The organism is Pseudooceanicola nanhaiensis (assembly GCF_020171315.1).
Lineage (GTDB): Bacteria > Pseudomonadota > Alphaproteobacteria > Rhodobacterales > Rhodobacteraceae > Pseudooceanicola > Pseudooceanicola nanhaiensis_A.
Genome location: NZ_JAIUZP010000005.1, coordinates 484,319 through 497,774, shown reverse-complemented (window position 1 = coordinate 497,774; position 13,456 = coordinate 484,319). Strand labels below are relative to the sequence as shown.

At 65.9% G+C, this 13,456-nt stretch carries 10 protein-coding genes; 4 read left to right on the top strand and 6 right to left on the bottom strand.

The genetic code is table 11. The features are described 5' to 3' along the window. Position 1 precedes the first annotated feature (1 nt). On the bottom strand, positions 2-1,189 hold the full coding sequence (locus LCM32_RS09960; protein ID WP_224820894.1) for a MalY/PatB family protein: 1,188 nt from the start codon (positions 1,187-1,189) through the stop codon (positions 2-4). Between the two features lie 55 nt (positions 1,190-1,244). Next, positions 1,245-2,252, bottom strand: coding sequence for a succinylglutamate desuccinylase/aspartoacylase family protein (locus tag LCM32_RS09955; RefSeq protein WP_224820893.1), 1,008 nt, complete (start codon positions 2,250-2,252; stop codon positions 1,245-1,247). Between the two features lie 94 nt (positions 2,253-2,346). Between LCM32_RS09955 and LCM32_RS09950 the strand changes: the two genes are divergently transcribed. Together LCM32_RS09950 and LCM32_RS09945 are read left to right on the top strand one after the other, a co-directional pair. Next, entirely contained in the window at positions 2,347-2,694 is a 348-nt protein-coding gene (locus LCM32_RS09950) for an ArsR/SmtB family transcription factor (protein WP_224820892.1), read from the top strand. Positions 2,695-2,913: 219 nt separating this feature from the next. Continuing rightward, positions 2,914-3,087 (top strand): hypothetical protein, encoded by a 174-nt coding sequence (locus LCM32_RS09945; RefSeq protein WP_224820891.1) that lies wholly within the window; start codon positions 2,914-2,916, stop codon positions 3,085-3,087. A 241-nt stretch (positions 3,088-3,328) separates the two neighbouring features. On the opposite strand, the gene LCM32_RS09940 is transcribed toward LCM32_RS09945, so the two are convergent. The 3 genes from LCM32_RS09940 to LCM32_RS09930 all read right to left on the bottom strand — a co-directional run bounded on the left by LCM32_RS09940 (position 3,329) and on the right by LCM32_RS09930 (position 10,805). Beyond that, positions 3,329-9,019, bottom strand: coding sequence for a calcium-binding protein (locus LCM32_RS09940; RefSeq protein WP_224820890.1), 5,691 nt, complete (start codon positions 9,017-9,019; stop codon positions 3,329-3,331). Between the two features lie 143 nt (positions 9,020-9,162). Beyond that, positions 9,163-9,600 carry a toxin-activating lysine-acyltransferase gene (locus LCM32_RS09935; protein ID WP_224820889.1) on the bottom strand — a complete coding sequence of 146 codons (438 nt, stop codon included), beginning with the start codon at positions 9,598-9,600 and terminating at the stop codon, positions 9,163-9,165. 32 nt (positions 9,601-9,632) lie between these two features. Then, positions 9,633-10,805, bottom strand: a complete 1,173-nt coding sequence (locus tag LCM32_RS09930) for a S8 family serine peptidase (protein ID WP_224820888.1) — start codon at positions 10,803-10,805, stop codon at positions 9,633-9,635. Positions 10,806-11,014: 209 nt separating this feature from the next. Here LCM32_RS09930 and LCM32_RS09925 point away from each other — a divergent pair, with 209 nt between their 5' ends. Further along, positions 11,015-11,587 (top strand): hypothetical protein, encoded by a 573-nt coding sequence (locus tag LCM32_RS09925; protein ID WP_224820887.1) that lies wholly within the window; start codon positions 11,015-11,017, stop codon positions 11,585-11,587. Here the strand turns inward: LCM32_RS09925 and LCM32_RS09920 are convergent, their stop codons facing one another. After that, positions 11,588-12,103 (bottom strand): RNA polymerase sigma factor, encoded by a 516-nt coding sequence (locus LCM32_RS09920; protein ID WP_224820886.1) that lies wholly within the window; start codon positions 12,101-12,103, stop codon positions 11,588-11,590. It lies immediately after the preceding gene. A 983-nt stretch (positions 12,104-13,086) separates the two neighbouring features. Between LCM32_RS09920 and LCM32_RS09915 the strand changes: the two genes are divergently transcribed. Beyond that, positions 13,087-13,440 carry a hypothetical protein gene (locus LCM32_RS09915; protein WP_224820885.1) on the top strand — a complete coding sequence of 118 codons (354 nt, stop codon included), beginning with the start codon at positions 13,087-13,089 and terminating at the stop codon, positions 13,438-13,440. Positions 13,441-13,456: the final 16 nt, after the last annotated feature.

Genomic DNA, 13,456 nt, shown 5'->3' with positions numbered 1-13,456 from the left:
CTCAGCTCTCTTTGGTCGATATGTCGCGCTGCGCCAGCGCGCGGCGCAGGTTTTCCAGCGCCCGTGACAGTTTGGACCTTGGGCAGGCGATGTTCAGGCGGCCAAAGCCCGCGCCCTGCGGCCCGAAGGAGACGCCGCGGGTGATCGCCCAGCCAGCCTCCCGTCGCAGCCACAGGTGCAACGCCTCGGGCGAAAGCCCCAGCGCCCGGAAGTCGAGCCAGAGCAGGAAGGTGCCCTCGGGCTCGATGAGCTTGACCGGGCTGCCCGCAAGCGCGCTGCGCACCAGCGCGAGGTTGTCCGCGAGATAGGTCAGCGCCGCATCCAGCCAGCCATCTCCTTCGCGCCACGCTGCCTCCATGGCGACATTGGCGAAGGCATTGTTCTTGTTGACCGTCAGCGCCGAATTGGCGGCCTGCAGCACACGGCGACGCGCCTCGTCGGGCACCACGGTGAAGGCCGAGCAACAGGCGGCGAGATTGAAGCTCTTGGCGGGCGACAGGCAGGTGACGCTGTTCACGGCATCCGCTTCGGACAGGGAGGCGAAAGGCGTGTAGCCATGCCCCGGCAAAGTGATGTCGGCATGGATTTCGTCGGAGACGACCAGCACGCCGTGTCTGCGGCATATGTCGCCCAGCCGGGTCAGCTCGGCACGGGTCCAGACACGTCCCACCGGGTTGTGCGGGTTGCACAGAAGCAGCAGCTTCGTGCCCGGATCACGCGCGGCGTCTTCGAGACCATCGAAATCCATCTCGTAGCGCCCGCCTTGCAGCAGCAGCGGGTTTTCAACAATCCGCCTGCCGTTTTCGCGGATGATGTCGGCGAAATCGAAAAAGACCGGCGGCTGGATCAGGATGCCGTCACCGGGATCGGTGAAGGCGTTCACAGCCATCGACAGCGCATTGAGTACATTCGGTGCTCGCAGAATATGGGCGGGATCGACATGCCAGCCGTGCCTGCGCGCGAGCCATCCGGTCAGCGCGGGCATCAGACCGTCGGGGACCGCCTCGTAACCAAAGATGCCATGCACCGCACGCTCGGCGATGGCCCGCTGCACGCAGGGCGCGGCAGGGAAATCCATGTCGGCGACACCGCCAGGGAAGAGGTCTGCGCCATCCTCACCCAGCACGATGCGATGAGTCTTCAGCGCTGGCACGGCGCGGCGGTCGATCTCTGCGTCGAAATCATACATCCCGCGGGTCCTCCCTGAGCAGCGCGGCGGACATCATCAAGTGCAAAAGGCACCTTCATGCAGGCGTCGCTTCCTTGGCGATCTGATAGAGCGCGTCACCCCGTCGTACCTGCGCCATGGCCCGCAGGCAAAGGACCAGCCCCGTGAAAGGAGAGACCACCTCGGTGGGCATCCGGCCCGGCGTCTCTGGGTGATGAATATGGGCGATCGTCTCTCCTACGGCGACTGACACGCCGATGTCTTTCAGCGGCTCGAAGAGGCCCGGCTCATAGGCGTAGATCGAGCCCAGCACATTGAGCTCACGCGTCCCCCGCGCCGCATCCTTTGTGTATCCCGGAAGCATCCCAAGGCTGTGCAGGATGCGCCGAAGGCCCCGCCGCGTGCGCGCCAGCACATCAGGTGTCACCATGCCAGCGCCGCCCAGTTCTGCCATGACGTTGACGACACCCTTGCGGTTCGCGGCGCCCATGGCAGTCCTTGCCGTGCTGCCGCGCCCGCCGCCGGAGGTGAAGACCCAGGCATAGGGCAGATCGAAGGCCTCCTGCAGCTGCGCCAGCGCCTCGGCCTCCTCCGGGCTATGCGCCGGCCCGCGCAGCAGCGTCGTGGGATAGAGCAGCGATGAGCCTCCGGAATGCAGATCGACCGCATAGTCGGCCATCGGCATCAGCACCTCCTCGTGCCAATGCGCGATGATCTCACTGGGGCTGCCCTTTGGGTCCCCCGGAAACAGACGATTGAGATTGCCCTCATCGAGCGGCGAGACCCGTGTGCCCGCCTCGGCGGCGGGAAAGTTGAGCATCGGCAGCAGGATCAAACGGCCACGGACATCCTCGGGCCGCAACTCGCGGGCAAGCTCCGCCACGGCGATCTGACCTTCGTATTCGTCTCCGTGACACCCGGCCGTGAGGACCAGCGTCAGCCCGTCCCCGTTGCGGAGCACCGTGATCGGCACCGGCAGCCAGCCATAGGCCGAGCGATGCACAGAATGCGGGACACGCAGGTATCCCTGCTGCTTGCCCGGCGCATCGAAATCCACGTCAGTTGCTATCGGCGTCGCGATCATCCCAGCCCTCATTTCGGAAACTTCCGAATTGACTATCGGGGTACGGACACGCCTGCCGCTTGTCAAGCTTCGTCATTTCGGGCATTGACGAATAATGAAGCAGGAAGACGCCATTGACGCCTTTTCGGCGCTTGCCCACGAAACCCGCCTCGCGGTATTCCGACTGCTGGTTCGCGAAGGACCAGAGGGCGTGCCTGCGCTGGAGATCGCGCGCCGACTTGCCGTCAAGCCCTCGACCCTCTCGGGGCACTTGGGCATTCTCAAGAGGGCAGAGCTCGTGACGGCGACACGGCGCCAGAAGGAAATCCTCTACGCGCCGAATTTCGCCTCCGTGGACTTGCTGGTCCGCTTCCTGTTGCAGGATTGCTGTGGTGGCGATGCCACGGCCTGCGGATCAGACGCCTCAACGGCCGCAGGGCTCATGGTAGTGAAGGAGAGCTAAGCTCTTCTTCTGAGCTTCTCAGTGAAAGGAAGCCTGCGCCGTCAATGGCATTTGTCGAATGTTCTCTTGGCGGGACGGCTTCGCTTCACGAGACATGCTCGACGGGATTTTCGGCCCTCTGACCTGCCCCCCGCGAAATTCCTCACCGTAGTGTAGAGTCTGCAACAACTTTGCAGGAGCAGACATCTGCTGCGCCGGCTGGTCGATGCTGCGGATGCGGTGGATTGCGGGATCGCCCTCTACCATGATCCGTTCGGGGACGAGGGCCTCAGCAAGGCCGAGCTGGAGGCGTTCTACAACCGCCATGGCTTCCAGCAGCACGAGACCACGGCGGGGGGATTGTACCGGTTCCCGGGCACGCCGCTCGACCTCTACGCCCGCCACGGGGGCTGAGCCCCTGCGATCGGCCCATTGCGGCAACCCGGGAGCGCGTCGCGTACAGAGGCGGCGCGCGGGCAAGGCCCGGCAGGTCGCCTCGCGGGCCGCTGTCCTTGGGACGCCACCGGGTACCGGGGTCACAAGGCAATCAATCGGAAGCGCCCCTGCGCCGTCATAGGTTCCCTGTGAAGATCGCTTCCTCACACGATACGGCCGGGCGGAGGACCGCCCGGCCGCACGTCGGTCTCTGACCCGCTCAGATCAGGAACAGGCCATCGTCGTTCTGGAAGTCGATGAACGAGGCCGTGTCATAGAGATGCTCGACCTCGGCATCGTAGGTCTGCTCTTCCTGCAGGTAGATTTGGCCGGCGTCGAAATCCTGCCGGATCACCGCCGGGTCGTTGCCGCCGATCTGCGTGATCTGGGCGAAGTCGAACTCATCCGCGACGGCATCGGTCAGCTGGAGCTTCTGGTGGTTCAGCTGGACCGCACCGGTGGCAAAATCGCCGAAGTCGCCGTTCTGGAAGGCCACGTAGCCGATCGTTTCGATACCGTGGCCGCTCGTGTCCGCCTCACGTTCCGCCATTGAGAGCCGGAAGCCCTCCGCCGTCACCTTGTGGATGCGGGCGGTGGCGAATTCCGCGTCGTTCATCGTGTTGAGCGTCGCGAAGATCCGAGTGTCGGCGCCCGAGAGTGCACCCTCGAAGGCCACGTCCGTCATGCCCTGGTTCAGGGTGCTCTGGTAGACGCGGTCGGTCTCGACCAGCCCGGCCTCGATCACCGCGCCGTTCGCCAATTCGTGGCGACCGGCCTCGACGACCATGTAGCTGACCGTTTCGACCTTGTGGATGCCGTCCGAGCCCTCGGTCTCCTGCAGGCGGATGTCGAAGCTGGAGCCGGTCACGTTGTCGACCCGGGTTTCCACCATTTCCAGACCGTTGGCCGTCTTGACGAAGGCCACGACCACCGGATTGTCGTAGTCGCCCAGCAATTCGACCGTCACCGCGTCATGGGTCAGCTCGACGGTGCCGCGTTCACCCACGGTGTTGTCGGCGGTGGCGAAGTTGCCCGAGCCGAGCGTCCCGGCATCGACGCCCTGCAGGGTGATGCTGTCCTCTCCGATGGCGACAACCGCATCCGCACCCTCCTGACGGATGTCGAGATCCGCGATGCTGGCGACGCTGTTCAGGCCGAGAAGGTCGATCACGTCCTCGAAGACGTCGAAGTCGGCGATGGTATCCTGACCGAAGGCCGCACCGTCCGAGGTCGAGAAGACGAAGGTATCCGCCCCGGTGCCGCCGGTCATGATGTCGTCGCCAGAGGCGCCGATCAGAAGGTCCGCGCCCGCGCCGCCGTTCAGGACATCATCGCCCGAACCACCGTTCAGCAGGTCATCCCCCTCGCCGCCGTCGAGGGTGTCCTCGCCGGCCGAGCCAAAGAGCGCATCCGCCCCCGCACCGCCATCGGCCACGTCGTCCGAGACGCCGCCCTCGAAGATCTCGTCCCCGTCGCCGCCCTCGAAATCCAGCTCGAAGGTCTTGATGGTGGTCCGGACCGTGCCGTCCTCCTCGACCCAGGAGATCGCGACGCGGCCATCGGCGAGCGTCGTGGCCGAGACATCGTCGACCGCGCCCGACTGGATCAGGAAGCTGCCGTTCGGCGCCGTCGCCCCGGCGACCTTCGTGGTGAAGTGGTGGCTGTCAGAGATCACCTGTCCCTCGTCGCTGACCCGCAGGCCGCGCAGGCCGGGGGTCGCGTCGCCATCGGTGTAGATGATCAGGAAGCTGCCGTCGTCCAGCGCAGCCAGTTGCGCGTCGGTATGTACGTTGCTGACGTCGTTCTTCGCATCGGCAATGCGCAGGTAATCGTGCACGGCATTCCCGTTCGCGTCGAGGATGCTGAGGATCAGGTCCTTGTCGCCGTAATAGTTCTCGGTATGGACCATCGCGAACCCGCCGGTGGCGAGGCCGACGATATTGGCGTCGGAGTTGTGGCGCTTGCCGTGGCCCGGGGAGGTGGTCAGGAGGCTCTCGCCATTCGGCCCGTTCACCTGGAGCGTGTAGCGCCCGTTGGCCACGCCCATGCCCTCGGCATTGGAGACGAAGGCGGTGTTGCCGTTGGTCGCCGTGGCACCGACCATGTTCGCCTTGAAGTTCAGCGAGGTCGACAGGGTGCCGGTGCGGTAGACCTCGCCCCCCGAGGTGAAGATGAAGCCCTGTTCCTCCATGGTCCCATTGTCGGCCAGGATCGCGAGCCGGTTGCCGTCGATGACCCGGGCGTCCCAGCTGGCCATGTCGGCCCCGCTCGTGACGAAGTCGATCACCTGTGACACCGGCTCACCGTTCTGGTTCAGAAGCTGGCCCTGGACGGCGCCCTTGCCGCCCTCGTCCTCGACCCCGTAGAGCACAAGGACGTTGCCATCGGAGAGCGCCAGCGTCTTGGTGTCATGGGCGACCACGCCCTGCGCGCTGCTGACGAAGGCCGCGACATCGCCGAGGGTTTCCAGGTCGATGACGTCACCGGTTTCGAAGGTCGCCTCGACGGTGCCGATCTCGGCCTCGGGAGTCCGGTCCCGGTTCTCGTCGATCAGCGCCTGCTGCTCGTCGGTGATCTCGGGCGCCTCTTCGGGCAGGTCGGGCGTTTCGGCGATCTCGACGCCGAGGACACGGGCGATGGCCTCGGCGCCCTGTTCGATGAAGGCCTCGAAGCCCTCCTTGACCGCCTCGAACCCCGCGACGATGTCATCGGTCCGGGCCTCGAGGAAGGTCTCCAGCGCGCTGCCGTCCTCGGTCACGATCTCGGCGCCTTCGGTGGTGAAGGGGGCAAAGCTGGCGTCGAAGGTGACAGGGGTATCCAGCGGCAGGCCCGCCTCATCCGTCTCACCCTCGCCGAAGAGGCCCGCGTCGAAGGCCGCGCCCAGGTCGATCCGGGTGCTGGTTTCCGCGCCGAACTGCAGCAGCTCGACCCGGCCTTCCGCATCATCCATGGCCGCGAAGGTCAGCGTCTTGATCCCGATCGCCGTGGCGATGGTGACCATGAGGTCGGAGCCGATGCGCTGGAAGGTCAGGTCCCCGGTCCGGATATCCGCGCCGCGCAGGTCGGCCACGTCCCGGCCGCCTGCGACGGAAAGGCCGGAGGTCTGGCCGCTCTCGATCTCGTCGAGCCTGTCGAGCGCCCTGCGCGCCACATCGGCGACCTCGGCCAGCTCGCCTGCGTCGGAGAGCGAGACATCCGTCACCGCGTCGAGATGGACGACATAGGTGTCGTCGCCCGCGCCGCCGATTGCCGTGGTGATCTCGCTGGCGATGCCGAAGACATCGTCGCCCTCGCCACCGATGAAGGTGTTGCCGGTCGGCAGGACGAAGGTCGTGACGAACTGCGTCGCAAGCTCGGAGATCATGCCGAGCGGGTTGAAGCCCTCGACGAAGGCCGCGACATCGCCGATCTTGCCCAGCACCGCGTTGATGCCGTCGAGGTCATAGCCGAAGAGGTCGGCCTGCGCGAAGTCGCCGCCGATGATCGCGGTCAGGGTCTCGACCTCGCCGGTCGCCTTGTCCGCCAGGTCGCCCGACGCGCCGAAGGCGATCCGCATCCACGAGGCGAAGTCCATCATCACGTCGCCATCGTCGCCGCCGGTGTAGAGCGAGGTGGGGATCCAGCCGCTGACCATCAGGTCGCTGCCATCGCCGCCCGAGGCAAAGCCGCCTTCGAGAAGGTTGACGAAGGTGTCGTCGCCCTCGCCGCCGCTGCGGATCGCAATGTCGGCAACCGCGCTGATCATCACGTCATCGCCGCCGCCGCCGATCTGGAAGGTGGCCCCGTCGACGAAGACCGCATCGCCGAAGCTGCCGGCATCCTTGACGCCGCTGAAGTCGCCATAGCGGAAATCGGTCGAGATCATCGCCATGACGTCGTCGCCGTCATCCCCGAACTGGAAGCCCTTGGGCGCGCTGTCGGCACCGACCATGTCGAGGTAGGTGATCATCACGTCGCCATCCGCGCCGCCGTGCTGGACCGAGCCGCCCTCCTTCTTGGCGTGCTGGGCCGAGATCATCACATCGCTGCCCTCACCGCCCAGCTGGAGCGTCTTCTCGCCGCCAGCCACGGCCACGTCGTCCCCGTCGCCGAACATCTGGATGTTGAACTTGCCCAGACCGATGCCGAAGTCGTCGCCCGCGCCGCCGACCTGAAGGTTGGTGTGTCCGCCGCCGACGAGGATGTTGGAGGCGTTGTCTGCCTCCACATGGGTGACATGGTCGTTGAACATCCCGACCACGTCGATGTCGGGCAGCTCGAAGGTCTCGCCCGCGGCCTCGAACGGGATCGACAGGTCGGCCAGCGTGCCGCCGAACTGGAGGTTCGCGGCCCCCGAGCCGATCATCACGTCCGCGCCCGCCGCGCCCATCTGCAGGTTGTGGCTGCCGTGGGACAGGATGATATCGTCGCCCGAGCCGCCATGCTGGATGTTGGTGTTGCCATAGGCGATCAGCATGTCGTCATCGGCCCCGGCGAGCTGCACGTTCCGGTTGCTGACCGAGATCAGGGTGTCGTTGCCCTCGTCGCCGATCTGGACGTTCAGCTGGGTGCCGTAGGCCGCCATCAGGTCGTCGCCCGCGCCGCCGTGCTGCACGTTGAGCGTGCTGGCCGCGAACATCTTGTCGTTTCCGGCATCGCCGAACTGGAGGTTCCCGAGCGTACCGGAGGCCACCATCAGGTCGTTCCCGTCGTCCCCGTGCTGGACGTTGAAGTTGCTCCGCGCAAAGAGCATGTCGTCGCCCTCGCCGCCGTGTTGCGAACTGCCGCCTTGCAGGGCCAGAGCGACCATGATGTCGTTGCCCGCGTCGCCGAATTGGAAATTGCCTTCGCCAGCGGCAAAGATCAGATCGTCGCCGTCACCCCCTTCCTGCAGGTTCCCGACGCTGACGCCGATGAGAATGTCATCGCCCTCGCCGCCCTGCTGGCTCGAGGCCAGCCCGACGCCGATCAACAGGTCGTTGCCCTCGCCGCCGTCCAGCACGTTGCCGCCACCGACGCTGACCAGGATGTCATCGCCCGCGTTGCCATTGATCGAGTTCAGGCCCCCGACCCCGATCATCATGTCGTTGCCATCATCCCCGTCGATGAAGTTGGCCTGACCGAGCGCCAGCAGCATATCGTTGCCCTCGCCCGCGCTGATGGTGTTCACCCCGCCGACAGCGGTGATGATGTCATTGCCCGTACCGCCGTTCAGCACGTTGACGCCGCCGAGCGCGACAATCACGTCGTCGCCCGCCCCGGCGTCGACCTCGTTGACCGCACCGATGGCCTCGATCGTGTCGTTGCCCTCGCCTGCGTTCATCCGGTTGTAGGCGCCGAGGCCGAACAGGTGGTCGTTTCCGGCGCCAGCATCCATCGCGTTGTAGGCGCCAAGCCCGGTCAGCACGTCGTCGCCCTCGCCGCCGTTCATCCGGTTGTAGGCGCCAAGGCCGAACAGCTGGTCGTTGCCCTCGCCGCCGTCCATGTCGTTGTAGGCGCCGATCCCCTCGATCCGGTCGTCGCCCGCGCCGCCCTTCATGCGGTTATAGGCACCCAGACCGATCAGGTGATCATTGCCCTCGCCGCCGTCCATGTCGTTCCAGGCGCCGTAGCCCTGCATCACGTCGTCGCCGGCGCCGCCGTTCATGCTGTTGCGCAGGCCCAGACCCATCATCAGGTCGTCCCCATCGCCGCCATCCAGCTTGTTGCTCGCGCCGGTTGCGCGCAGCGTGTCGTTGCCCGTCCCGCCGTAGAGTTCGTTGCGGGCCCCGAAGGCCGAAAGCTTGTCGTCGCCCCCCTCGCCGTAAAGCTTGTTGAGCACGAGGTTGTGGCCGTCGATGGTGTTGTTGCCGTCGTTGCCATGCTGGGTCGTCACGAACTGATCGGTGACGAAGCTGCCCACTTTCTGGAAGAATTTCTTTGCGCGTCCCATGTCCGAATACCTTCTGTCCAATGTTTCTCTGAAGCCGGCAGAGGAGCTCTTCTCCGTGCCGCATGTCCCTTGGTCAGGAGCAGCCCGGGATCGGTTCAAAGATTTTCAGAAAGTTTTTCGGCGGCGGCGGAAGCGCCCCGGGATCACATGTGGAACAGGCCCACCTTGCGCACCGTCCCGTCGTCGTTCCATCGCACCGAACGCCCGGTCACGCCGGGGAAAAGCGACCGCAGATCGCGGGAAATCGCCCGCATGTCGCCATAGGGGGCGATCACGTCGATGAACCAGAGCTGATCACCGCTGGTCCATGCGTCGGGCGCGACGCCGCCGTTCTCAAGCATCTGCGCGGCGGTCTCGTTGTTCAGCCAGGCCCAGGTCGCGACACCGATGATCCGGCCGTTCCGGCGCCAGCGCCTCAGCTGGCCAAGGCCGAGCGGACGCAGGAAAACCTCGCCCATGTGGCGCAGCTCCATCTCGGCCAGAACCGGGGAATGCATCGCGATCTCTGTCAGTTCGCCCAGCGTCCGGTAATGCTCGGCCAGGGCCTGCGGGTCGGGATGCGTGCCGTTCTGATCAACCATGGCTCCTGCCCTCCTGTGCCCCGCGCTCCGCCTCACTCCGCCCGGCAGGCCGGGTCGGCCATCAGCAACCCCGCCCCGAAGACCGGATCGCGCCCCGGCGTGCCGAGGTCGACCGCGGTGGCCGCAAGTGCCGTCCTGAGCGAGTGCGCTGTCTGCCGGTAGAGCGCAGGGTCCGAGGCGATCCGCGCGGTCACGAAGGGAGTCGCGATCGAGGTGCCGGTCACGAACCGCGCCTTGCCTCCGGTGGTCAGCATGACATCGACCCCGGGGGCGGCGATGTCGGGATAACCCCGCACCGCCATCGGGTAGATGCTCCGCGCCGCATCGACGGCCGTCACGCCCACCACGTTCTCAAGCGCCGCCGGGAAGCGCGGGTTGGCCCCGGCCCCGTCATTGCCGACCGCCGCGACGATGGTCATGCCATGGGCCTCGGCGGTGTCGATGCCGCGGTCCAGCAGCTTGTTGTAGGGGCCTGCAAGGCTGATGTTGACCAGCTTCACGCCATTGCCCGCCATCCAGTCCAGCGCGTCGAGCAGGCTGTCGACGCCGCTTTCCTGCTGGCCCCGGGCCGAGGTGCCGATCACCGAGGCGCTGTAAAGCGTGACCCCGCTCAGCCGCCGCGGATCGGCCAAGACCGAGGCGACCTCGGTCCCGTGCCGGGTCGGCGCGGGGGCTCCGCGATGGAAGGCCATGGCGACCACCTTCGCGCCGCTGAGTTCCGGGATCGAGGCATCCACCCCTGTGTCGATCATGCCGATCGGGCCGAGAGCGTGACAGGCGTGGTCCGGCCAGTGCATCATCCCGTTGGCATAGTCGAGCCGGCTGTCATGCGCGGCGGGCGCATAGGCATGGTTGATGCCGGCGGTCGCGCTCGGCTCGATCTCCTCCAGCACTGCGATTGCCCCCGGCCCGTTCAGCGGCTGCGGGAATTCAAAGCGCAGCATCTGCAGGCCGAGGCCGTTCAGCGCCTTTTCCTCGCGGAAGAGGAACCCTCTCGCCACCGCCCCCTGTTTCAGGGTCGCCGCGGCGAAAGCGTTCGGCACAAGCGCCACGATCTCGCGTGCATCGACCACGTTGCCCGCGTCCGCCTTGATCATGGCGACGGGGGGCGGGTTCAGCTCGTAGGAGGAACACCCGGTCAGGGACAGGGCCACAAGCAGCAGCGGTGCCGCGATCCCTCGGAGATATGTGATGTGCCGTTTCATATGCCTTTGTCCCGCCCTCCCGCCGACCGGTTCAAACATTCCCCGATTTTTCGGCCTCACCTCCTCGGATCAAGTATTTTGAACCGCAGCCCCGCGCCGTGCGTCCAAGGGGGCAGAGAGTGCGCGCATGCGAGGCAATCGGGCGACCGCAGTCTTTCATTCCGATTGGAATGCTGGAAAGTAGCACACGAAGATGGGTGGATGGCACAATGGATGAAGACGACCGCATATTGGCCTATTTGCAGGATCGCCTTGAACCGGCGGACCGCGCGACCTTCGAGGCAGAGCTGGAAACCCATCCTGATCTGCGCGCCCAGGTGACCAGCCTCAGCGCCGCCGCTGCCGAACTTGGCGCGCGGCCGGTGCCGGAGGGCGCCCGGGATGCTGGATGGGAAAGGCTCTCCTCCGCCATCGAGGCCGAGCGTCAGCCAGTGGCGGCCAACACCAACCGCGGGGTCTCCCTGCTCAAGGTCGCCTCCATTGTCGCGGCCACCGTCCTCTTCTGGCAGTTCGCGGTGGTGCCGCAGCTTCCCGGCACCGGCGGCGGCTTCGTCCCCGCCAGCGCAACCGTCGAGGGCCCGGCCCTGCGGGTGGCCTTCGCCGAGGGCGCCACCATGGCCGAGATCACCGCCCTCCTGCAGGAGACGGGCGCGCGGCTGACCGACGGGCCCGGGGCGCTTGGCCTCTACACGCTGACCTTTGCCACCGAGGCCGAACGCGATGCCGCCGAGGCGCTCCTTGCCGGGCGTCCCGAGCTGTTCACCGACGTCTCGCGCCCCTGATCAGGCGCTCCGCCCGAGGCAGTGCATCAGCGCCTGCTTCGCATGGAAGATGCGGGTCTTCACCGTACCGACCGGCACACCCTCGATCTCCGCGATCTCGCCATAGGGCAGCTCGTCGTAGAAGGCGAGCCGGATCACCGCCAGTTGGGCCTTCTTCAGCTTGTCGAGGCAGGCCCTCAGCAGGGTCGCGTTCTGGGAGGCGGTGATCACCGTCTCGGCGTCGGGCGTATCGTCGATCTCTTCCGGCACCTCCTCCACGAAGGAGAGCTGCGACACCCGCCGCACACGGTCGATCAGCTTGTTGCGCCCGATGGCAAAGATCCACGTCCGGACAGAGCTTTTGCCCGAGAACTTGCCCGCGCTGCGCCAGACTTCCAGCATGGTGTCCTGAACGGCGTCCATCGTTGTGGCGTCATCGTCGCAGCGCATTCGCAGGAAGGCGAAGAGCGCGTCGTGGTGGCGTTCATAGAGCTGCCGCATCGCGGCCTTGTCGCCGCGCGCTGCATCCGCCAGCAATTCTCGCTCGCGGTCACGAGGGAACAGCGTGTCGGCCGGGGGCGGAGGACGGTTGAAGACCACGTGACGCTTCTCTTGGCTTTTGTTCAGAAATGGCCTCTTCCGATCTGCGAAGAGGGGAGAATATCGAGGTCATTGCCGCGCATGAGACCGAAGGTGGCCGATGCCCTGCGCAGCGAAGCTATTCGCGTCTTTCAGCCTGAGAGCCAATCGGATCAAGATCAGGGCGAATTCTGTCGTGTCGCTCCCCATCTCATTCGACCGCCTCGGCCTCAGGCAGGTTGGCCCCGGCATCGACGCCTGTCAATTTCCTCGGACTGGCGAACGTCTCGGGTCGCTGTCTCAAGTCTGGCGCGGTCCGCAACCGGCCGAAACGCGCGGAGCCTCAAGATATTCCGACGTCCATAGCTCCGGACCTCATCAGGTTTTCCTGCACGGTATGACACGCGAGGCCGCTAGGGCTTACGTCGTGACGTGGAGAGGGACGCTGAAAACGTCTGTCGCACCGACACTCCGGCCCTGACCTGAGACCCGACTCTCCTCCAGATTCTCGGAGAGTCCGCAGGTTGAATCTTGGGCCTACGCGGCGCTCATTGCCAGCCCCTTCTTTGCCACGAACTCGACAAGCGGGATGTTCCCCAGGCCCGATTGGGCGCGGTGGTGATCGCCTTTCTGGGGCTGACACCCATCCTGCACGCAACAATGTGCTTGGGAGCTGGCATGGAGCAAGAGAGGTGCGATGGCTACTTGCGTATCGAACTAGAGAAACTCCACGGAGAAGTTCGAACTCGCGGCCAGGAATGGGAGCAAGAGCGGGCTGAGACGCGTCGGCTGATCGCCGAGGTCTCTCGACTGCGGCTCAGCACGATCCCATTGCCAGCTGTGCTTGCCGTAGGCCTCATGGCCGATGGCTCCGCCCTTCCCCCTCACGCTGATACATTCGTGAGTTGCCGAGCGCCGAATATCGGAGCAAGGATGCCGCCATGGTGTTGCGTTGTCTCCTTGTCGTGATGCTGGCAGTGACCGGTTTCATGGTCGTGGCCTCCCCGGTCGCGGCGACGATCGTCTGCGCGCACCAGTCCAGCGCCAGCGTGCCGCAGGACACCATGGCAGACTATGCCGCTCACGCTCAGCACGATAGGGCGGCGGACCCGGCACAGGCGCCGGATCAGCCGCCCCCGACCTGCTGCGATCACGCCTGCCTCATCGATATGTCGACACTGTCCTTCGTCGCCCACGCGGCGCTTAGCGGGGTACGTGCGATCCATCCCTGGGGGGCCGCGGACCTCATCGCCCTGACGCAGCCGGACGGCCTCAAGAGACCCCCGAAGGCCTGATCGACCTGTCGCGCGG